Annotated in this window: 21 protein-coding genes; 9 read left to right on the top strand and 12 right to left on the bottom strand. The window is 61.2% G+C overall.

The features are described from left to right. Positions 1 to 10: 10 nt before the first annotated feature. From ald to D8M21_RS05960, 8 genes are all read right to left on the bottom strand, one after another. Entirely contained in the window at positions 11 to 1102 is a 1092-nt protein-coding gene (gene ald / locus D8M21_RS05995) for an alanine dehydrogenase (RefSeq protein ID WP_048681995.1), read from the bottom strand. Positions 1103 to 1219: 117 nt separating this feature from the next. Next, positions 1220 to 1639, bottom strand: a complete 420-nt coding sequence (locus D8M21_RS05990) for a DUF3151 domain-containing protein (RefSeq protein ID WP_048681998.1) — start codon at positions 1637 to 1639, stop codon at positions 1220 to 1222. A gap of 176 nt (positions 1640 to 1815) precedes the next feature. Then, positions 1816 to 2841: a class II fructose-bisphosphate aldolase gene (gene fbaA, locus D8M21_RS05985; RefSeq protein WP_048682001.1), complete on the bottom strand. Its 1026-nt coding sequence runs from the start codon at positions 2839 to 2841 to the stop codon at positions 1816 to 1818. 199 nt (positions 2842 to 3040) lie between these two features. After that, positions 3041 to 3649: a TrmH family RNA methyltransferase gene (locus D8M21_RS05980; RefSeq protein ID WP_238651106.1), complete on the bottom strand. Its 609-nt coding sequence runs from the start codon at positions 3647 to 3649 to the stop codon at positions 3041 to 3043. A gap of 101 nt (positions 3650 to 3750) precedes the next feature. Next, the gene (gene pyrE, locus D8M21_RS05975) at positions 3751 to 4335 is read right to left on the bottom strand and encodes an orotate phosphoribosyltransferase (RefSeq protein ID WP_048682007.1); all 585 of its coding nucleotides are present in this window, start codon (positions 4333 to 4335) and stop codon (positions 3751 to 3753) included. Positions 4336 to 4351: 16 nt separating this feature from the next. Beyond that, positions 4352 to 6019: an MFS transporter gene (locus D8M21_RS05970; protein ID WP_048682010.1), complete on the bottom strand. Its 1668-nt coding sequence runs from the start codon at positions 6017 to 6019 to the stop codon at positions 4352 to 4354. Further along, a complete protein-coding gene (locus D8M21_RS05965) occupies positions 6016 to 6465 on the bottom strand; it encodes a DUF2871 domain-containing protein (protein WP_048682012.1) in 450 nt (149 codons plus the stop codon). The genes D8M21_RS05970 and D8M21_RS05965 overlap by 4 nt, the downstream gene beginning before the upstream one ends. Positions 6466 to 6645: 180 nt before the next feature. Continuing rightward, a complete protein-coding gene (locus D8M21_RS05960; RefSeq protein WP_161800285.1) occupies positions 6646 to 8148 on the bottom strand; it encodes an anthranilate synthase component I family protein in 1503 nt (500 codons plus the stop codon). Between the two features lie 82 nt (positions 8149 to 8230). On the opposite strand from D8M21_RS05960, the gene D8M21_RS05955 reads away from it, so the two are divergent. Then, positions 8231 to 9790 (top strand): FMN-binding glutamate synthase family protein, encoded by a 1560-nt coding sequence (locus D8M21_RS05955; protein WP_053090006.1) that lies wholly within the window; start codon positions 8231 to 8233, stop codon positions 9788 to 9790. A 55-nt stretch (positions 9791 to 9845) separates the two neighbouring features. Here the strand turns inward: D8M21_RS05955 and D8M21_RS05950 are convergent, their stop codons facing one another. From D8M21_RS05950 to D8M21_RS05935, 4 genes are all read right to left on the bottom strand, one after another. After that, positions 9846 to 11045: an acyl-CoA dehydrogenase family protein gene (locus tag D8M21_RS05950; protein ID WP_238651085.1), complete on the bottom strand. Its 1200-nt coding sequence runs from the start codon at positions 11043 to 11045 to the stop codon at positions 9846 to 9848. Positions 11046 to 11302: 257 nt separating this feature from the next. Further along, positions 11303 to 12457 carry an acetyl-CoA C-acetyltransferase gene (locus D8M21_RS05945; RefSeq protein ID WP_048682015.1) on the bottom strand — a complete coding sequence of 385 codons (1155 nt, stop codon included), beginning with the start codon at positions 12455 to 12457 and terminating at the stop codon, positions 11303 to 11305. 49 nt (positions 12458 to 12506) lie between these two features. Then, positions 12507 to 13271, bottom strand: coding sequence for an SDR family NAD(P)-dependent oxidoreductase (locus tag D8M21_RS05940; protein ID WP_048682018.1), 765 nt, complete (start codon positions 13269 to 13271; stop codon positions 12507 to 12509). 183 nt (positions 13272 to 13454) lie between these two features. Next, positions 13455 to 14657 carry an acyl-CoA dehydrogenase family protein gene (locus D8M21_RS05935; protein WP_126855718.1) on the bottom strand — a complete coding sequence of 401 codons (1203 nt, stop codon included), beginning with the start codon at positions 14655 to 14657 and terminating at the stop codon, positions 13455 to 13457. 152 nt (positions 14658 to 14809) lie between these two features. Here D8M21_RS05935 and nadE point away from each other — a divergent pair, with 152 nt between their 5' ends. The 8 genes from nadE to D8M21_RS05895 all read left to right on the top strand — a co-directional run bounded on the left by nadE (position 14810) and on the right by D8M21_RS05895 (position 22125). Further along, positions 14810 to 15640, top strand: a complete 831-nt coding sequence (gene nadE / locus D8M21_RS05930) for an ammonia-dependent NAD(+) synthetase (protein WP_048682024.1) — start codon at positions 14810 to 14812, stop codon at positions 15638 to 15640. Between the two features lie 114 nt (positions 15641 to 15754). Beyond that, the gene (locus D8M21_RS05925) at positions 15755 to 16006 is read left to right on the top strand and encodes a type II toxin-antitoxin system Phd/YefM family antitoxin (protein WP_048682027.1); all 252 of its coding nucleotides are present in this window, start codon (positions 15755 to 15757) and stop codon (positions 16004 to 16006) included. After that, on the top strand, positions 16003 to 16263 hold the full coding sequence (locus D8M21_RS05920) for a Txe/YoeB family addiction module toxin (RefSeq protein ID WP_082156823.1): 261 nt from the start codon (positions 16003 to 16005) through the stop codon (positions 16261 to 16263). Before D8M21_RS05925 ends, D8M21_RS05920 begins: the two co-directional genes overlap by 4 nt. A gap of 1165 nt (positions 16264 to 17428) precedes the next feature. Next, a complete protein-coding gene (locus D8M21_RS05915; RefSeq protein WP_048682033.1) occupies positions 17429 to 17620 on the top strand; it encodes a hypothetical protein in 192 nt (63 codons plus the stop codon). A gap of 397 nt (positions 17621 to 18017) precedes the next feature. Further along, a complete protein-coding gene (locus D8M21_RS05910; protein ID WP_048682036.1) occupies positions 18018 to 18362 on the top strand; it encodes an ArsR/SmtB family transcription factor in 345 nt (114 codons plus the stop codon). Continuing rightward, positions 18359 to 19525 (top strand): MFS transporter, encoded by a 1167-nt coding sequence (locus D8M21_RS05905; protein ID WP_048682040.1) that lies wholly within the window; start codon positions 18359 to 18361, stop codon positions 19523 to 19525. The genes D8M21_RS05910 and D8M21_RS05905 overlap by 4 nt, the downstream gene beginning before the upstream one ends. A 100-nt stretch (positions 19526 to 19625) precedes the next feature. After that, on the top strand, positions 19626 to 21401 hold the full coding sequence (locus tag D8M21_RS05900) for an AMP-binding protein (protein WP_048682043.1): 1776 nt from the start codon (positions 19626 to 19628) through the stop codon (positions 21399 to 21401). 34 nt (positions 21402 to 21435) lie between these two features. Next, entirely contained in the window at positions 21436 to 22125 is a 690-nt protein-coding gene (locus D8M21_RS05895; RefSeq protein ID WP_126855717.1) for a hypothetical protein, read from the top strand. Positions 22126 to 22138 lie beyond the last annotated feature (13 nt).

Genomic DNA, 22138 nt, shown 5'->3' with positions numbered 1-22138 from the left:
TATTCCCACGTCAGACACGGGCCGGAAGATCCGAGAATGCCTGCGCGACCCCGGGGACCGTGATCTGACCGGCGTCGGTGTTGAGTCCCTTCTTCAGCGGCTCGGAGGATTCCAAGGCAGCGTCCACGCCCTGCGCCAGTTGCAAGACGTAGGGCAAGGTGGCGTTGGTCAGGGAGGCGGTGGCGGTACGCGGCACGGCTCCGGGCATGTTGGCAACGCAGTAGTGACGAATCCCGTCGACCTCGAAAATCGGATCGTCGTACGTGGTCGCATGCGATGTTTCGAAGCATCCGCCCTGGTCAATCGCGACGTCTATCAGCAAGGAATCGGGCTTGAGCAACGAGAGGTGTTCGCGGCGCACCAGCTTGGGTGCCGCCGCCCCGGGGATCAAGACCGATCCGATGACGACGTCGGCCGTCGCAAGTTCCCGCTCCACGTTGCGGGGGTTGCTGGCCAGGACCCGCGCGGAATTGCCGAAGTAGTCGGTGAGTTCGCGGACTCGGGGAAGGTAAGCGTCCAGGATGGTGACTTCGGCCCGAAGCCCGACGGCGAGCAACGCGGCCTGCGTACCCACCACGCCGCCACCCAAAACGAGTACACGAGCGGGTGCCACACCGGGGGCGCCACCCAAGAGGATGCCCGGGCCGCCCTGCGTATGAAGAGTGAACTGCGCCGCCGCTTGTGCAGCCAGACGACCGGCGATCTCGGACATCGGAGCCAAAAGCGGCAAGAATCGCCCATCGCGGACGGTCTCGTAGGCAATGGCCGTGGTCTTGGCCTTCAGCAGTGCTTCCGTCAACGCGCGGTCCGCAGCCAAGTGGAGGTACGTGAAGAGCGTCAAATCCTCACGTAAAAAGGTGTACTCCGATTCGATGGGTTCCTTGACCTTGACCAAAAGCTCCGCACGAGACCAGGCCTCGCCCTGAGTCACCATCTGAGCGCCGGCTTCGACGTATTCTGCATCGCTAAAGCCCGAGCCATCCCCCGCGCCGGATTGCACGAAGACCTCGTGACCGGCCTCAACCGCGGCGTGAACGCCATCGGGGGTCATCCCGACGCGGCGTTCCTCCGGTTTGATCTCAGTGGGCACACCAATACGCATGTTTCGCTGTTCCTTTCAGTGAAAAACCGACCCACAACGCTGTGGGAGGCCACAGCCAATTATCCCGATAATGGACGAAAGGGACACCCGACGTCCCCGAGTTGTGTGGGGGGGAAACTACGCGGAGAAGTGAGCCGCCGCCTCAGGATCCGAATCGTTGAGGAAGGTCGAGATGCGTTCAGCCTCATCCTGCTCGCCAATCGCCGACGCCGCGCGCCCGAGCAGGTAGAGCGACTTGAGGAATCCGCGGTTCGGCTCGTGGGAAAACGGAATGGGTCCGTGGCCCTTCCATCCGTGACCGCGGAGGGCATCTAGGCCACGGTGATAACCCACGCGGGCATAGGCATAGCCTTCGATGGTGTATCCCGAGTTCAGCGCGTCTTCGGCAAGAATGGACCAAGCCAACGATGACTTGGGGAAGGCCCGGGCGAGGTCTTCGCCTTCGTCCCCCGCCTCAATACGAGCCTTCAGCTCCGGTTCCTCCTCCAGATACGTGGGTTCTGGTCCGTCCAGCAAGTTCTTCCCTGCCAGGCTCATATTGGGCTCCTTTTATCGGTGATGGTGACTGCCTCCAGCCTACCCGCGGCGTCGGCGAAGAACCGGGGCCACCGGCCCTCCGCCCACCGCATGTGTATATCCCGGAGAAATACGACGGCGCGGGTGCACCTGTGGATGCACCCGCGCCGTGAATGAGGTCGATCGCCCTCGTGTGACTACTTGATCGCGGTACCCGCGGATCCGAGGTTCTCGCACGCCTGAACGACGCGAGCGGCCATGCCGTCTTCGGCCTTGGCACCCCAGGTCCGGGGGTCGTAGAGCTTCTTGTTGCCGACCTCGCCGTCGATCTTCAAAACGCCCTCGTAGTTGCCGAGCATATGGCCGGCTACCGGGCGGGTGAAGGCGTACTGGGTGTCGGTGTCCACGTTCATCTTGATGACACCGAAGGACACCGCGTCCTTGATTTCCTGAGCGGACGAACCGGAACCGCCGTGGAAGACGAGATCGAACGGGCGTTCCTTGCCCAGCTTCTCGCCCACCTCACGCTGGATCTGATCCAACAGCTCCGGGCGGAGCTTGACGTTACCCGGCTTGTACACGCCGTGGACGTTACCGAAGGTCAACGCGGTGATGTAGCGACCCTTCTCACCGTTCTCACCAAGGGCTTCGATGGTCTTGAGCGCGTCTTCGGTGGTCGTGTAGAGGGTGTCGTTGATTTCGCCGACGACGCCGTCTTCCTCGCCACCCACGGCACCGATCTCGACCTCCAGAACGATGTGGGCCTTGCCGGTACGCTCAATCAGGTCGGCGCCGATGCGGAGGTTTTCCTCGAGCTCGATCGCGGAACCGTCCCACATGTGGGAGTTGAAGATGGGGTCCTCGCCGCGAGCCACGGCGTCTTCGGATTCCTTGAGGAGCGGCAGGACGAAGCCGTCCAGTTTGTCCTTGGGGCAGTGGTCGGTATGCAGAGCGATGTTGACGTCGTACTGCTTGGCAACCTCACGGGCGAAAGCGGCAAACGCCAACGATCCGACAACCATGTCCTTCTTGCTGGAGCCGGACCAGTAAGCAGCGCCACCCGTCGACACCTGAATAATTCCGTCGGACCCTGCCTCGGCAAAACCGCGAATCGCCGCGTTGAGCGTCTGAGAGGAGGTCACGTTGATCGCCGGGTAGGCGAAGCCTTTAGTCTTCGCCTTGTCGAGCATTTCTGCATATGCGTCCGGTGTTGCGATGGGCATACTGACTCCTTTATGACAGAAGGGCGAGCCGATGATTGTCACGACCCGTGGATACCGGAGTACCTGGCGTCCAGGGCCTCCGCAAACCTAGTTTCAGTCTAACAAGGCGTATCCCCCACCGACCGGGCAATTTACGCGGCCGCGCGCCGAGCAATGGTTCGTGACCGGACGTGGTGCCGCCTCACCGCAGAAAAGCTCCCTAACCGACCTGCTGATGGAAAACGTGCCGGCGAATCCAGGCGTGCATCGCGACCGCAGCGGCGGCCGATGCGTTGATCGACCGCGTGGAACCGAATTGTTGAATCGAGAGGGTGTCCCGCGCGGCGTTCTTCATGTCCTCGCTAATTCCCGGGCCTTCTTGCCCGAAAACCAAGACGCAATTTTCGGGCAGATCATAGGTTTCGAGTTGCCGAGAATCGGGGAAATTGTCGATGCCGATCACCACCAACCCTTGCTCGCGAGCCCACTCAATGAACGATTCCACTGTCGTGTGGTGCCTCACGTGCTGATAACGGTCCGTGACCATGGCCCCGCGTCGATTCCATCGCTTGCGCCCAATAATGTGCACTTCACGTGCCAAAAATGCGTTAGCCGTTCGAACCACCGAGCCGATATTCAAATCGTGTTGCCAATTTTCGATGGCCACGTGAAAGCCGTGCCGTTTGGTGTCGAGGTCGGCGATGATGGCGTCCATCGACCAATAGCGGTATTCATCGGTCACATTGCGCCGATCGCCCTCGCGCAACAGCTCAGGGTCCCAGTGGTCGCCGTCTGGCCACGGACCTTCCCACGGACCGACGCCGATCACGTGTTCGGCCGCGGGGCCGTCGCTGGCCGGCGTCGGGACCTCTTCCGCACGACCATTGACCTCGGTGGGATCGGCGGCGTTTTCCTGCCCTGATTCCACCGCTAGTCCAGGCCGAGTTCCGACTTCGAGAAGGCGTAGAGGCAGGGCACTCCCGCCGTCTCCTCGATGCGCTCCTTCGCGCCGGTGGCTCGGTCCACAATGATGGCCACGGCCACCACGTTGGCGCCGGCGGCTCGCAATGCCTCGACGGCCGTCAGGGCAGACCCACCCGTGGTGGAGGTGTCTTCAAGCACCACGACGTCGCGCCCTGTCACGTCGGGCCCCTCGACCTGGCGCCCCATTCCGTAGGATTTCTGCGCTTTGCGCACCACGAACGTGTCCACGGCACGGTTGACGTCACCCGCGCTGCGCATGATCGCGTGACCGACGGGATCGGCACCCATCGTGAGGCCACCGGCGGCGTCGAAAACGATGTTGTTACGGTCCAGAAGATCCAGCATGACCTGCCCGACGAGCCGCGACGCCTCATGGTGAAGAGTCACGCGGCGCAGATCGACGTAGTAGTCCGCCTCGAGCCCGGAGGCGAGAGTGACCTTCCCACGCACAACGGCAAGGTCGATGATGAGTTCGCGGAGCCTGTCGCGGGCGGCCTCGATGGGCAATGTGGTGGTCAGTTCGGAAGTCATGCGGCCATTCTACGGGTCATGCCGTCTCCTGGCTTTTGCTCTTCGACCGAGCCGAGGCGCGCCGCAATTGCAGCGACCCCACGAACCCGAGGACGAGGAAGACCACGGCCACCAGAAGCGCCCACCGGGTCGCGTCCGCGAATCCGGAGCTCAGCGCATCGACCACCGACGCGGAATTCGCGCCCATGCTCCCGGAAGCAGCCTGGTCGCGAAGCTGCGGGATGAGCCCTCCAGCCGACTGACGCGTGGCTTCCGCAAGCTGATCCGATTGCCCCTGATTCAGGCCTGTCCCGTTCAACGACGACGGCAACGTAAGGCTCAGAGATACCGAAAGCGCCGCTCCAGCGAAGGCCGTTCCGAGAGCGGACCCGATTTGCCGCACCGTGGATTGCGTGGCCGAGGCCTGACCCGATACGTCGACGGGAATGTCTCGCAACACGGTGCCGGTCAGCTGTGCCGAAGCCAGGCCGAGGCCGAGGCCGTAAACCACCAACGGAATCGCGACCAGCCAACCCGGCGTCGAGGGGCCGACCAGGAAGGCAAGAACGACCGTTCCGACGACTTCCAATCCGAGCCCGATCAACACGGTGCCTTCCGCACCGAACCGTGCCGCCAGGTGGCGTGCCGAGGCACCCGAGAAAAACGCTCCAAGCGCCATAGCGGCAAGGATCAGCCCCGCCCCCATGAGGTTCAACCCCAGGGCGTTGGTGAGGTACAGCGGGAGCACAAAGATGATCGCGAATTCGCCCACAGCGACCATCGCGGCCGTGAGATTCCCCCAGGAGAACGTCGAAAACGTAAAGAGGTCGAGGTTGAGCAAGGCGGAGCGCTGGACCTTTTCGCGATGCCGTTCCCACAGTGCGAACAGGATGATCGCGGCAATGCCGATGAACAATGCCACGGGGACAACCGAGATCGCCGCCGTCTTGGGCCAGACGGCACCAAAAATGGAGAAATCTTCGGACGGAGTCCACCACCCCAGGTTCGGGCCTTCGATGACCGAGAAGACCAACGCCCCAAACCCGATGGCGCTGAGCAAGGCGCCGTCGACGTCGGCTCCCTTGCGATGTTCCGTGCTCCGAGTATTCGGAACGGTCACCATCGCGGCAATGATGATGAGAAGGCCCAACGGAATATTGATCAAAAAGATCCAATGCCACGAAGCCCACTGCGTCAATGCACCGCCGGCAAGCGGGCCAATCGCCGCAGCACCGGACATGACCGCACCCCACACGCCGAAGGCAGGTGCGCGATAAGGGCCGCGGAACACGGCGTTCACGGTGGAAAGGGTAGATGGCATGATGAACGCCGCCCCCACCGCCTGGACTGCGCGAGCGCCGATCAGCGGGCCAGCAGAACCGGCCAAGGCCGCGAACAGGCTGCCGCCGATGAAGATCAGGAGCCCCAGAATAAACATCAGTTTGCGGCCCCAACGGTCCGCGAGCTTGCCGGTTGACAACAACAAGCCCGCAAGGAGGACGGCGTAGAGGCTGTTGACCCATTGCGCGTCCGTGAGGTCCAGGTTCACGTCGGCAATGATCGCGGGCAAGGCCACCCCGACGATCGTGCCGTCCAGGACGATCACGCCCAAACCGATCGCGAGAACGGCTAAGGCAACCCAATCCTTGGTGGACGGCCGAGGCGTGGTGCCGCTCGCGGACGATGAAGCCGCAACCGAGGTCATACTGAAGCCTCCACACCCTTCACGGAATCGTGCTGGTCGCGAGCCACGGCCCGGCGCAGGGCGATGAACAGGACGATCATTCCGGCGGTAATCAGCATGTGACCGATCCCAGCAATACCCGCGATCATCGCATTGGACTCTTCACCCAGGACCGTGAGCATTCCGTGCCACACCATGGTCCCGGAGGTGACGACGACGCCCGCGTTATACAACCAGAAGAACCAAGAAAACAGCTTGGGGCTACGAGAGATCCCGAAGACCTTTTCCAATGCCAGCACCACGAGGAGCACGATGAATCCGAGCGTGAGGAGGTGCGTATGTACGACACTCAGCTGGGTGAATCCACCCTCGGGGAAGTCATTGGCCTTCGTGAATTCTCGGTAGAAAAGTCCGGAGAGGACTCCCACCACCATGTAGATAAATGCGGCGTTGACGAGCTTTTTCATGATGCACCTTCGAACGTGAATTGGTGAATAGCTGCCACAAAACATCGTTCTGTGACCTAAGTTGTTTCAATTTCACCAAATCCCCGCGCGCGCGTCATGGCAGGAACGGTTGAATTGTGATCAACCTTTTGGTTGATGTCGGTGAGAGACCACGCGGCCAGAAGACCCCGAGGCGACAGCTCAACCGTCCTCGAGCTGGGCAATCCTCCGGAGGGGCGCTTCCAATTTGGTCAACATTTCCTCGTACTCGGCCGCTGGGTCGGAATCGGCCACCACTGCGCCGCCTGCACTCACGCTGATCTCGGTAGATTGCCCGTCGGCGCCAGGCGTCAACACGGCGGTGCGAATCACTATCGACATGTCGGAACGACGCCGCCCCAGAACCCCCAAGGCCCCCGAATAGACTCCACGCGCTCGTCTCTCAAGCCGCTGAATAATCTCGAGGGTTCGTGGCTTGGGAGCCCCCGTCATGGATCCCCCGGGAAACGCGGCCCGGAGCATGTCGATCACGGTTCGGCCCTCGGCCAGACGCCCGCGAACCGTGGAAACGAGCTGGTGCACCGTCGAATAGCTTTCAATGCCCATGAGGACCGGTACGTGAACTGATGCGGGATCGCAGACCATCGAGAAATCGTTGCGCATGAGGTCCACAATCATGAGGTTTTCGGCGCGAGACTTGGGGTCGTGCGCCAGCCATTCTGCCGCCCGCGCGTCCTCCGCGGGGTCCGGGCACCGCCGCACCGTCCCCTTAATAGGCTTCGCTTCACACCACCCCTGGTCGTTCACGGAGAGGAACCGCTCCGGGCTCGATGAAAGGATCGCGACGTCGTCACACCATAGAAAGGCCGCGTGAGGTGCCGGGTTGCCGCGGCGTTGGCCCCGGTAAACACCAAGAACTTCGGGAAAGCCCCACGTCATGTCGATAATTCCCCGAGATTCCGCGGTCAGGCACACCTCGTAGGAATTTCCCTGGCGTATCTCCTCGAGCGATTCCTCGACCGCTCGGAGATAGTTTCCACGGTCCGGCAGAGGCAACTTGGGGATCGCGACGTCGACCGGGGGTTCCCAGACTTCGGCGGCCCGATGCACCCGATCTATCCAGTCGCGGTCCCCCACAACCCACGATTGACCCGAGTGGTGGTCCACCATGACCAACCGTTCCGAACGCATCCACACGGCGTCCGGGGTGTCCGCGGTGTAGGGGGCGGCGCCTTCGAGGTCTTCCGCGACTTCGTATCCCAGATAACCAAACCAGGCGCCGGCGACGTCGCGCACCTCCTCCGGGACGGATTCCGAGGATTTCAGGCGGGGTGATTGGTCCGGTGCAGCCAGACGCCGGTCAAGCACGTCGAGAATCGTCCCGGTGCACGTTTCACGGTGCGAACCGTCCATGCTGAGAACTTCGACCCGGGGTGTGCGCCGCCCCGCGTCGTCGTAGCGAAGCACCTCGGTGGGCAACCCAAAAACGCTCCACCGTGACGGTGCCCCACCGGCGATCCCGGCGGAGGCGGAATCCAGCCACATCGCATAACGGCACCTGACGTGCTCCGCACGCTCCGTCTCACGAACCAGATACGCCAATGCCGCCCCGGCGTCGTCCACAAAATGTGGTGCATTAACCCTAGTGACTCGGAGGAAACCTTCCCCCACAGGGCTACCATGAGGAAGACCGTGCTCGTGCATGGATGATATTTTCCCACGCCGTTGCCCTCGGCGTTTGGACCAACCTCGGCCCCATTCGTGGATCGCCTGCAAGGAGTTGAATATGTCTCGGTCAGCCAAACGGATCGCCGCATCACTCGGCATTTCAGGGGCAGCCGGACTGCTCGGGGTCGCGACTCACGACATCCTTCAAAAGAAGCACACGATTCTGCGCAATTTCCCGGTGTTGGGCCACGCCCGGTACCTCATGGAATTCATCCGTCCGGAAATCCAGCAGTACTTCATCGAAAATAACTACGACGGCCGTCCCTTCGACCGAGATACTCGCACGATGATCTACGAACGGGCCAAGGGCCTCGGAGGGGAGCAAGCCTTCGGCACCGAGCGCAAGGTCCTCCGCCCTGGCCACGACTTCTTGCTGCACACCATGGCTCCCGTGGAACCGCTCGCGGAAGCCCCGCGGCAACGTTTGGGCGGGCCGGATTGCACTCAGCCGTACGAGATTTCCCTGTTCAACATTTCCTCGATGAGCTTCGGGGCTCTTTCGGCCAATGCCGTGATGGCCATGAATAAAGGCGCCGCGATGGGCGGGTTTTCGCAGGAAACCGGCGAAGGCGGACTGACCAAGTACCACTTGAAATATGGTGCGGACGTCGTCTGGGAATTTGGCTCCGGATATTTCGGCTGCCGCACCAAAGAAGGCCGCTTCAACGACGAGGTCTTTGCCGAGAAGGCCGCAAAGCCTGAAATCAAAGCCATCCTCATCAAGCTCAGCCAGGGCGCTAAGCCGGGCCTCGGCGGAGTGCTCCCCGGGGAGAAGGTCACTCCGGAGATTGCCGAGGCTCGCGGGGTGCCGGAGGGAGAAACCTGCGTCAGCCCCGCGGCTCATCCCGAATTCTCGATGCCGCGCGAGCTCGTGGAATTCATTGCCCGCGTGCGCAAGGCGGCCCAGGGCAAACCGGTCGGCATCAAATTTTGCGTCGGTTCCCGCATTGAGGTTCTGGCCCTGTGCAAGGCGATGCTCGAAACCGGCATCACGCCGGACTGGATTACCGTAGACGGCTCCGAGGGCGGGACCGGTGCCGCGCCGGTCGAGTTTGAGGACGCCGTCGGGATGCCACTCACGGAAGGCCTGATCACGGTCCATAACGCCCTGATGGGGGTCGGATTGCGAGATCGTGTGGCCGTGGGCGTTGCGGGCAAGGTGGTGGGCGGCGCAGACATCGTGCGTCGCATGGCCTTGGGAGCCGACTTCACCAACAGTGCGCGCGGCATGATGATGGCCACGGGATGCATTCAGGCCCAGAAATGCAATACGAATTCTTGCCCCTCGGGTGTGGCCACACAGAATCCGCGACTCGCTCGCGGGATCGACGTCGAGAATAAAGGCGAGCGCGTCAAAAACTTCCACGTGGGCACCATGAATTCGGCCATGAGAATTCTCGCCTCGATGGGCCTGCAATCGTTCAAGGACCTGGGTCCGGAACACGTGATGCACCGGATCGACTCCACGAGTTCGGCGTCATACCGGAAGATGTACACCTGGTTGACCACGAATTCCCTCTTGGACGGCACCGCCTCCGAGGACTGGATGGAGCCGTGGAACCGCGCCGACCCGGAAACCTTCATGGTCAGCAAGCACCAGCACACGCGCGTGGGTTGACCGCTCACGAGGACGCGGCCGAGGACCCCCCCCCGCCCGCGTCCATCCGCATCGATTAGGCGAAAGCGGACTGCCCCGTGATGTCCCGTCCCACGATGAGCCGCTGAATATTCTCGGTGCCCTCGTAGGTGTGCACGCCCTCGATGTCGAACATGTGCCGGATCACGTGGTTCTCGAGAAGCACGCCATTGCCGCCCAGGAGGTCCCGAGCGGTCGAGAGCACCTCCCGCGCCTTCGTCGTGTTGTGCACCTTGAACAGGCTTGCTTGCTGATCGCGAAGCTTGCCCGCTTCCTGAAGTTCGGCGATGCGCACGCACATGAGCTGCATGTCAGTGATCTCGGAGAGCATCCGGACGAGCCGCTCCTGCACCATCTGGAATTTGGCGAGGGGCTTGCCGAATTGGATGCGCTGTTTGCTGTACTCCAACGCCGCTTCGTAACCGGCGACGGCGTGGCCCAAGGCAGACCACGCCACACCGACCCGTGTCTGCACCAAGACCTGGGAGACGTCCTTGAACGTTTTCGCGCCCGGCAGCAGGTTTGCTTCGGGCACGCGGACGTCGTTCAGGCTGATGCGTGCCTGGTGGATTGCGCGCAAGGTGCCTTTGCCTTCGATGATCTCGGCATCGTATCCGGCCGAATCTTGATCCACGATGAATCCGCGGACGTTGTTTTCTTCGTCCCGTGCCCAGACGACGGTGATGCCACCGGATGCGCCGTTGCCAATCCACTTCTTTTCGCCCGTCAGGATGTATTCCGACCCGCTCTTGACGGCGCGGGTTTCCAGGGACACCGAATCGGAACCATGCGTGGGTTCGGTCAGGGCGAAGGAGCCGAGAAGGCTGGCGTCGGCGAGAGGGCCCTCGTACTTGGATTTTTGCTCGTCCGAGCCGAACAGGGCGATCGAACGCAGCGCGAGCCCGCCCTGGACGGCGACGGCGGTGGCCATGGACCCGTCCCATCGGGACAATTCCATGGTCACCAACCCTGCGCCGAGTGCCGAGAGTTTCCGGTGCCCGGGAATGTCCAGGCCGTCCGTCATGAGGTCGAGTTCTCCGATCCGACGGACCAGGTCCAGCGGGTACTCCGAACGATCCCAATAGCCGTTGATGAGCGGAAGAATCTCGCGGCCGTACTGGCGGGACTGGTTCCAGGCTTCGCGATCCTCATCGCTGAGGTCTGCGAACACACCGAGGTAGTCGGCGTCGACGGGGTCGGTGATGTCGTACGAGGGCTCGGGGTTCACGGGGCTCACGGTCTCTCCTTTGAGTTGGTGCACGTGACGTTGGTTTCCCACGGCTCAAGGGCCGCAGATCCTGGGCAGGCCACGCGGCATCGCCCAGGATGGTAATCCGAATCACAGTCTAATGCCCGATACCCTCGGTATGGGACAAAAAATACCCGGCGTGACCAGCCCATTCGCTCCTGGCCACGCTCAGCCGACGCCCAACGCCTCTTCCCGTTCCGCCCGAACGCCGGGGGTCAGGCTTAGGCGCTTCAGGGTGTACGGCATCAGGCGTCGAGTCTCTCGAGGATGGTCACATTGGCCTGACCGCCACCCTCACACATGGTTTGCAGGCCAAAACGTCCGTCAGTTTGCTCCAAGGTGTGGAGCAGCGTGGTCATGAGTCGTGCGCCGGTGGCGCCGATGGGGTGACCCAGTGCGATGGCACCACCCCGACGATTCACCGTCGCCATATCCGGTTTCAGCTCACGTTCCCACGCGAGAACCACACCAGCGAAGGCTTCGTTGATTTCGACGGCATCCATATCGTCGAGGGACATCCCAGTTTTCTCTAGGGCGCGTCGCGTCGCCCGGATGGGAGCGGTGAGCATCTGGACGGGGTCGTCTCCGCGGGCGGACAGATGATGGATTCGAGCACGGGGCGTCAGGCTGTACTTGTCGACGGCGCGCTCCGAGGCTAGGACCAGCACGGCGGCACCGTCGGATATCTGTGATGCCGATGCCGCGGTGTGCACCCCACCCGGACGGATCGGCTCGAGTTCCGCCATCTTGCGGCGATTCGGTTCACGAGGGCCTTCGTCGCGAGAAACATCGCCCACAGGGACGATCTCATCATCAAAATCGCCGGCTTCCTGGGCCGCACGTGCGCGACGATGGGATTCGAGGGCGAAGGCTTCGGCGTCGTTCCGGGTGATGCCCCAGCGTTCGGCCATGAGCTCGACGCCGCGGAACTGCGAGATCTCCTGCTTCCCGTATCGCTGTTCCCACGCGCGCGCCCCAGCGAACGGATGAGGAAAACCGAGCTCTTGAGTGGCCGTGTTGGCCCAGCCGAGGGGAATCGAGCTCATGGATTGCACGCCGCCGGCCATCACCACATCGCTGGTTCCCGACATCACCGCTTGGGCCGCATAATGAATCGACTGCTGGCCCGAACCGCACTGCCGGTCGATGGTCGTTCCCGGGACCGCCTCGGAGCCTCCGGCGGCGAGCCATGCCGTGCGGGCGATGTCGAAGGCTTGCGGTCCAACTTGGTCGATGCATCCAAGAATGATCTCGTCGTATTCCTCGGACCCGATCCCGAGCCTGTTCAGCGCGGCACCGATGGGCACCGCGGCAAGGTCCACGGGATGGACCCCAGAAAGACCACCTTGACGGCGACCGACCGGGGTGCGGAGCGCTTCGACGATGTACGCCTCGGACATGGTTCCTCCTGAAGTAGGCCCGCCTCGGGGCGAGCGGGGCGTGGTGGACTTAGCGCGGCGACATGCGGATCGCGCCATCCATGCGGGTGACCTGGCCGTTGAGGTAGTCGTGGCGAATGATGTCCAGGGCCAACTCGGCGTATTCATCGGGCGTGGCCAAACGGTGCGGAAAAGGAACGGATTGTTCCAGCGTCGTGCGGAATTCGGGGTCGATACCGGCCATCATGGGCGTATCGACAATTCCGGGCGCGATGGTGTTGACGCGAATCCCATGGCTCGCAAGGTCACGGGCAGCCGGAAGCGTCAGCCCGACGACGCCGCCCTTGGAACTCGCGTACGCCGCCTGACCAACCTGCCCCTCGAACGCGGCCACGGAAGCAGTATTGATGATGACGCCGCGCTGGCCGTCCTCATCCACGGGGTCAGTTGCGGCGATGGCCTCGGCGGCAAGAGCCAAGACCTGGAATGTGCCAATGAGGTTGACGGTGATCACTGCGGTGTATTTGGCGAAGTCGTGGACCCCACCCTTGCCGAGAATTCTCCCGGGAGTGCCAATACCGGCGCAGTTGATCGCGACGCGCAGCGGGCCGGTTCCGCTGTTGACAGCTTGATCAACTCCGGCTTTAACGGATTCTGGGTCGGTGACGTCCACGGGGAGGTAGGTGATCCCCTCCTGCGCTGCGGCGTCGTCGATGGCACGCTGGAGGTCGAATACGTAGACGTGGGCACCTTGTTCAACCAGGCGCAGGGCCGTCGCACGGCCCAGGCCAGAGGCTCCCCCGGTCACGATGACTGATATTCCGTGAAGTTCCATGGTTCTCCTTCATTGACACGCGACCACCGACGTCGACAATTCGCACAGGTGACGATCTCCATTCATCGTAACTTGGATCACACCCAGCCCCATCCCTGACGCACAGGTGACCACCCCGCGGAAGCCAACGCCGTCTTACTGGGCGCCCAGAAAACGTCCTGCAGACTGGCCCACTTTGTGGAATTACACGAATGCAGAGATTCCCGTGACCGCCCGCCCCACAATCAGCGAGTTGATCTCGTACGTGCCCTCATAGGTGTACAAAATTTCGGCGTCGCAGAAGATTTTGGAGGCCTCATGATCACTCGTGATGCCATTTCCGCCCAACATGGCTCGCACCTTCGCAGCCGATTCACGAGCCAACCGCGTCCCGGTGGACTTACCCATCGCGGCGCGCATCATATCCAGCGTTCCCTCTTCCTGAGAGCGAGCCACCTGGATCATCAGACCAAGGTTTGCGTGCGCATTCCCCGCAATCTCCGCCAAGGCTTGCTGCATCAATTGGAACTTGGCGATAGGCCGACCAAATTGAGTGCGATTCACGGCGTATTCTCGGGCGACGTCAAAAGCCGCCATCTGTAGCCCATAGGCCTGCCAACCCACCCACACCCGAGAGTTGCGAAGCATTTCGTTGGCACTCGAGAAGTCCACGGCCCCAGGGAGATGATTTTCGGCGGGGATCCGAACGTCGTCTAATTCGATATCTGCGTTCTGCATGATGCGCAGACCCATCTTGTTGCGAATCTTCGACGCTCGATATCCGGGACGATCCGTTTCCACCAGGAAAGCCTTCACCTGAAGATCCTCGGTATCTCTAGCCCACACGAGAGCGAAATCGGCAATAGTTCCGGCACCAATCCAGCGCTTCGAGCCGTTGATGATCCACTCGTCGCCGTCGCGGGTCGCGGTAGTTTCCAGACCACCGGCGATATCGGACCCGTGGTCCGGCTCGGTGAGGGCGAAGGCGCCAATGGCCTCGAATGTACGCAACCGTGGCAGCCACGTGGACCGCTGCTCTTCCGATCCGAGTTGCTGGATCATTCCCAGAATCAACTCATTATGAATGCCCACCAAAGCAGAAAGGGACACGTCGGCTCGCGCTGCCTCTGCGTACACCAGTCCCCGGTACAGCCACGAGGTATCCGAGAGTTCAATCTCCCCCAGGCCGACTTTCGCGAGGCCCGGAAGGAGATCGAAGGCGAACTCCTCTTCGTTCCAATACTCGACGCTGGCCGGTCGCACGACTTCCTGAAGGTATTCACGAACCCGCTCGTAACTTTCGCGCTCCTCGTCATTGAGGAGGTTCCGTACCTCGAGAAGGTCACCATCCGGATAGGGAATGAGGGGGATAAGCCCTGTGGACGGAGCTCCGAGAATCTGAGACATGACGACCCTTCCTTGTGGGAATCCGCAATTCAGGACATTTTGTGTCCTGAGTCACATATAGTCGGGATGCTACCGAACCTGAGCCTCGATGTCTCGAGGGTGCCGAGTATCCACGCAATCTTTCGGTAACACGCGGCACCTATCATGGAGCCATGCGGACACTCCAGGCACAGATCATTCAAGAAATGGGCGTGAAGCCCCAGATTGACCCCGCCGAGGAGGTGAAGCGGCGCGTCGATTTCCTGTGTGATTACCTCGAATCCACCGGCACCAAGGGCTTCGTGCTTGGTATTAGCGGCGGCGTCGACTCGACTCTCGCCGGGCGGCTGTGCCAATTGGCTGTGGAGGAACTCTCGAACCGAGGGACCGACGCGGATTTCGTGGCCGTTCGCCTCCCTTACCGCGTTCAGGCAGACGAAGACGATGCCCAGGCCGCCTTGCGATTCATCCGCCCCAAAACCAGCTGGAGTTTCGACGTCGAGCCCGCCACCACCGGCGTCGAAAACGAATACCGCCAGACCACCGGAGTCGACATTTCCGACTTCTCCAAAGGCAACGTGAAGGCCCGCATTCGCATGGTCGCGCAATACGCCCTAGCCGGAGACAAGGGCCTACTCGTCGTCGGCACGGATCACGCGGCGGAATCCACCACGGGCTTCTTCACGAAATTTGGCGACGGCGGTGCAGACATTTTGCCCCTCTTCGGCCTCAACAAACGCCAGATTCGTCAAATCGCGCGCCACCTCGGAGCAGACGAACGCGTCTGGTCGAAAGCCCCGACGGCGGACCTCCTCGACGCCACACCGGGCCGCCTCGACGAGGACGAGTTGGGCCTCAGCTACGACGTCATCGATGACTACCTGGAAGGGCGGGATGTCGAAGACGAGCAGGCCGAAGCCATCGAACGCCGCTTCCTCATCACACGCCACAAGCGCACGACGCCGGTCACCCTCCTCGACCGCTGGTGGGACGGCCAAGACTAGGAGGGATCCGCCGGCGGTCAGTTAACTCCCCGCAGAAAACTTTCGAAACCGAAGGATGCACCTTTCGCCCCTCTCGCGTGAACGTACAATTTTCCGTACGCAAAGGAGGGCTTCATGAAAACCATGTCATTCTCGGAGTCCCGGGCAAAGTACGCCCAAACATTGGATGCGGTAGCCAACGACCACGAAGAAATCGTCATCACCCGATCCGGCCATGAGCCCGTGGTCATGGTTTCGCTCAAGGACTACGAATCCCTCAAAGAAACCGCCTATCTCCTCAGAAGTCCGGCCAATGCCCGGCGACTCCTAGCCTCGATCGACAGGCTCGAAAATGGCGGAGGAACCGAACAGGGTCTCATCGAGTGAAACTCACATGGGACGACTCGGCTTGGGATGATGATCTCTGGTGGCAGGCCCAAGTCCGGAAAGTTCTTCGGAGGATTAACAGTCTCCTGAAAGATATCCAGCGCAACGGCAACGAGGGTATCGGGAAGCCAGAACCTCTCAGGCATGGATTCCATGGATATTGGTCTCGACGCATTACCAATGAACACAGGCTCGTTTACAAAGTACTTGCCGATGAAATACGAATAGCGTCATGCCGCTATCACTATGAAGACTGACGCCACACAACCGTCAGCCCTAAGCGCCAACATGTTGCCGAACCTCCAGGTCACCGAACTCCATGGCCGATCACGATTCTCGATGGCTAGTGCGCAAAATATTCCAGCAGCATGACCCTTCCAAAGCCTACCACCAGCAGCCAGACTCCACCTGACCTCATCAATCGACGGAGAGATACTAGTCTGGGTCGTCCACGTACTTTTTGATAGATCGTCTAGCCCTCTGCGACAGCACTAAGACCAGTAACCCAGCACCAGCCAGGGCTTGCGACCCACGGATGACCGTCTGCCACAACATTGCATTCTGAAACACTAGTATTCCGTACCCTACAAAACTAATGACCGCATACACCGATATGATCACCAGAAGATGCCGATTGCGAGCCCTAACAAGCCTTCTCATATAGATTAATGAGCTAATCCACCCCAGCGAAAATGCACTTCGAATCACAAGAATAAATACTACAGTATTCACTTTGAACTGTTGACTCGGAAGACTGTCAAAAGAACTTCCATGTGTTTTAATATAAAACTCAGTGTATGGCTGAAAGAAAATCCACGACAACAGCAATGCGAGAACAGAAAGCCCGATAATTGCATAAGTAAGACCCAAAAAGGTCTTTATTGATTTCGGCAATATAATAACTCCATTATTCTTGTTCTACATTCAACCTGCTGGCAATCACGGTTTCGTTCAAAATAGGGCACTACAGTATCGATTCAACTCATCAAACAGCAGATCGAGTTTGGGGAGGCCAGAGCTCCACTCAATAGAACCCACCCGATAACGAACACACGGGTTCACCACAAACATTCCTTCAGCGATTCAGAGCCCCCCTTCAGGCAGATCGACTGGGTCCGAAGATGCACGGAGGCGCAACGCCACAGGCGGAGGTAATGACGACAAACCTTCACAAGCTCCCGTTGTACGCCAGTTTCAGCCGCATGGATGCCGTCGGGACTTGGTGGCACCTCAAGGGCATCAACAATGATAGAAAGGTCATCGAGTCGCATTGAAACGAATGTATTGGTGTTCTAACTAAATTTACTGAACTTTAACTTTACATTTTGTATTAAAGTTACGCAAAACACCACCTGCAATATCTTTACTCACATGGTATATTTTTCCTGAACACTAACTTTCCCATGTTTACAGGGGTACAGGATGAACCGAACCACCATCGAGGTTATTAAGGCCGTCGCATGTTTGATAGCCGCCCTATTGAGTGTTGTTCTGGCATTTACGACGCACCAACCGTTGATGTTCGTTATTTTCGTCGTCCTAGCCATCGCGACCGGTTGGTTTTGGTGGAAGGCCACCTATTTCTCGAAGAACCCTCCCAATCCGGATCAGTAATACACAGACCTTGCGCCCAGAGGGAATTTACACCTTTAGAAGGCCTGCCACGGTGGATATCCCCATCATTGGGCCAGAATCCAATCGGGTGGTCGAAGCGGTTTTACTGGCGAGGACCGGACCTCCCTGGAATGAACGGGTATATCGCTGCCCAAATTGCATTAGCTGCCTCGCGAGGCAGTACTAAGTGAGAAGGAATAATTCGGGGGACAGTTTGCCTCGGCTTGGAAAGATCAAGGCCACGAGAAGGCCACCCCTTGGCCCTGCGCACCAGCACCCCGGCCCCAATGGGCCGCACCCAAACTAGGCGGCAACGGGTCGTTCCGGAGGGATTGTGCAAGATTTCTTGCACATGTATCGTGCAAATAAAGTTGCACGAACACCCATCTGGAGACTCATGACCCCCCGAAGCTACGAGCATCCCAGCACGCAGAACATCTCCCTCCCCAAAGTCCTGGCAGCCCTGAGCGACCCCATTCGCCTGGAAATGCTGCGTCGACTCTCCGACGGCCAGGAGCACGACAGCATCACGCTCGCCGACGACCTTCCACGCTCGACGCTGACCTATCACACCCGCATTCTCCGCGAAGCGGGCGTGACGTGGACACGCGGCGAGGGACGCATGTGCCTCATTTCCCTTCGCACCCGCGACCTCGACGCCCGCTTCCCCGGACTATTGCCGGCGCTTGTCGAACAAGCCATTCGAGACGCTTCCCCCGCCACCCCCTCGGAAGACTCATGATCCTTCGACTCTGGCCGTTCATTCTCGGGAGCGTCGGTTTGGGGCTGGATGCCTACGTCGTCGCCGGATTACTCCCCGCAATGTCGCGCGACCTGGGCGCCCCCGAAGCTTTCCTCGGGCTAGGGGTCACCGCATTCACGGGCGCCTACGCCGTCGTCGGCCCGCTACTGGCGGGGCTCGCCGGTCGCAGATCCCGACGCAGCCTGGCCCTAGCCTTAGGCGTTTTCACCCTGGCCAATCTGGGAACCATGGTGGCTCCCGGCCCCGCAATATTCATCGTCACGCGCTTGGTCGCGGGCGCCGCCGCAGGTATTTACTCCCCGCTGTCCTCCGCCGTCGCCGCATCCCTGGTGGGCCCGGAACGTCGCGGTCAGGCGCTTTCCCTCGTTTTGGCGGGACTAGCCTTGGGCACGGTCTTCGGCGTCCCACTGGGTTTGATGGTCGCCGACGTCGCCGGGTGGCGACTGAGCATAGGGCTCATCGCGGTGCTGGGTGTGGTGGCGTTGGTTGGCGTCGCCCTTCGAGAAAATTCCGGGATCCCTAACGTGCCCGCCTCAACGGCCCGGGAACGCCTCCGCACTCTGACTCACCCGCGCAACCTCGTCACCATCCTGGTCACCTTGACCACGGGAATCGCCGCGCTGGGACTCTACACATACATCACGCACGTCCTCTCCGGAACGGCCCTGGCGGAGCATCACACCCTAGCCATCTGGATTTGGGGTCTGGGCGGAGCCATCGGAGCTCTGACAATCGGCCGGGTGGTCGACGCCGCGCGAAGCCCTCTCAAGCTCTCGGCCATAATCCTCAGCATCCTTGCTCTCGCCTTTGGGGCCGTGGCGTTGGGCTCACCCCTGCCACTGCTCGCCGTGGGACTCTTTGCCTGGGGTGCCATGGGCTGGTCTTCCTTGGCACCTCAGCAGCACACCCTCATATCCGCCAATCCTGACGATGGCGCCACCGCAGTAGCCGCCAACGCCTCAGCCAATTACCTCGGTGCCGCGATCGGCTCGGCCCTGGGCGCGGCACTCATCGGCATGGGACTCGGCGGCTCGGCCCTCGCCCTCTGCGCGGGAGCCACGGCCTTGGTGGCACTCACCCTTCAGCTCACCCGTCTCCGCATGAACGGTGGCGCCCCACATGACACCCGCATGGGCTCGTGACCACGGTAAAACTTCCGTTCGCCCTTACCCCTGGGATACGCTCTCATGAGTGAGGTGGCTCACAATAATAGTGAGTCACAGCGTGTGAGGAGGAGACACCGTGACCGTCACCGAGCAATTCCGTCAGGCCAGAGACCGCCTCGTCGAACTCCGGGAAGATTACGCCGCCGCGCGGACGTCCTTCGAATGGCCACGCTTCGAGAACTTCAACTTTGCGCTGGACTGGTTCGACGCCGTCGCCGCCACCCCCGAACGGGCGGACCAAAACGCCCTCGTGATCGTGGAGCAGGACGGCTCTTCTCAACGGTTGACCTACCGTGAATTGTCGGAACGCTCCAGCCAGGTCGCTCGGTGGCTCACCGAGATAGGCGTGCGCCGCGGCGACCACATGATCCTCATGCTCGACAACCAGGTGGAGCTCTGGGAAAGCATGCTGGCCGGCATCAAAATGGGCGCCGTCCTCCTGCCGACCACCACGATGCTCGGACCCAAAGACCTCGAAGAGCGTGTGGCCCGCGGGTCGGTCTCCTGGGTGGTGACAAATTCTGGCAACGTCGCGAAATTCGCGGAGGTACCGGGAGAATTCTCCGTCATCGAAACCGGCGGCTTCACCCAAGACGCCGTTCCCGGACGCACCCACGTTGCGTATTCCGAAAGCACCGCCGCATCTAGGGAATTCACCCCCGAAGCCCCGACCCCCGCAGACAGCACCCTCTTGCTGTATTTCACCTCGGGAACGACGTCGCGGGCCAAACTCGTGGAGCACACGCACGTCTCCTATCCCGTGGGCCACCTCTCCACGATGTACTGGATCGGCTTGGAACCCGGGGACGTACACCTCAACGTCGCCTCCCCCGGCTGGGCCAAACACGCGTGGTCCAACATCTTCACGCCGTGGATCGCGGAATCGACCGTCTTCATTTACAACTATTCGCGGTTCGACGCCGCGGCGCTCATGCGCACCATGGACGCCGAGGGCATCACGAGCTTCTGCGCGCCGCCTACCGTGTGGCGCATGTTCATCCAGGCGGACCTCACCACACTCAAGAATCCGCCACGAAAAGTTGTCGCCGCCGGCGAGCCCCTCAACCCGAAGGTCATCAACTGGGTACGGGAAGCTTGGGGTCTCGATATTCGCGATGGCTTCGGTCAGACGGAAACCTCGGTGCAGATCGCCAATACGCCTGGGCAGGAACTTGTGGTGGGAACCGTTGGCCGCCCGCTGCCCGGCTTCGACATCGTCCTCGTGGACCCGGTGACGGACGAGGTGGTTCCGGACGAAGGCGAAGGTGAGGTGTGCATCGTGACGGAACCCCGCCCGGTCGGCCTCATGACCGGATACAAAGCGGACCCCGCCAAGAATGACGAGGTTTTCCGCAACGGCGTGTACCACACCGGCGACATCATGAGCCGGGATGCCAACGGAAACTTCACCTACGTGGGCCGGGCGGACGACGTCTTTAAGGCCAGCGACTACAAGCTCTCGCCCTTTGAACTGGAATCCGTGGTCATCGAGCATCCTGCGGTGGCCGAGGCCGCCGTGGTTCCCTCCCCGGACCCGCTTCGCTTGGCGGTGCCGAAAGCCTTCGTCGCACTGAATTCCGGTCACGAACCCACGGCGGAACTCGCGGAATCCATCCTGGCCCACTGTCGCGCCAACTTAGCCCCCTATGCCCGCATCCGGCGTCTGGAATTCTTTGACCTCCCCAAGACGGTGTCCGGGAAAATTCGCCGTGTCGAACTGCGAGCGCACGAGAGGCAGATGCACGGTGAGGACGGCGAAAGGACCGAGACGTTCCGGGAAGAGCGGACGACGTCGGAGGGTTACGGCCACGAATTCTCGGAAGCGGACTTCCCTGGGCTCAAGAGTTCATAGCCTCCGCGCTCCGTGATTCACATAAACTGACCTAGTGAACGCGCCAGTAAACAACCCCACGGTGACCGCAGGGTCCACCGATTGGCGGTTGGCGCGCACCCTTTTGCTGGTCTCGGTGACGGCCTGGTTGGGGTGTTTTGCGCACGTTCTGGGCGGTGGTCAGCTGGCTATTTCAGGCTTGGCCGTGGGGTTGAGCCTTCCGCTCATCAGCGGCGTCTTCGCCCTGACCCGTTTTCGGTTGAATACTCTGGCTTGCCTTCCGTTGCTCGCCCTGGGGCAGGTTGCGGTGCACTGGCTCCTCATGATCCCGAGCTCGGGGCAGGCTGGAATTCTTGCGGGCAGTCCCGTGGGCGCGAGCGCCGCCGCATCAGGTGAGGCTCACGCCCGCATGAGCGGTGCGGCCGGCATGGATCACGCCGAGATGATGGCGCATCATTCGATGGAGACCAGCGGCATGGCGATGGATCACGGTTCCCTCCCGATGTTTGCGGCACACGTTCTCGGGACCATCGTTGCGGCCGTTTTCCTCGGCGCGGTCGATGCGACGATCTGGATCCTCGCGACCCTCATCGTGCCGTGGATCGCGAGGCTGACTCGTCACCTGCTGATCCCCCGCCTTCGTGCCCCTCTTGGTGTCACCACGGCTTTCGCCCCGCCGCTAAAGAAGCGGTTTCACACCATCATTCCCGTCAGGGGACCGCCTCTTTTCCTCACGACTCCCTGATCCCCCTGGCCGG

It is taken from the genome of Kocuria sp. HSID16901, assembly GCF_003989425.1.
GTDB lineage: Bacteria > Actinomycetota > Actinomycetes > Actinomycetales > Micrococcaceae > Rothia > Rothia massiliensis.
This window is presented reverse-complemented; position numbering and strand designations above follow the sequence as displayed.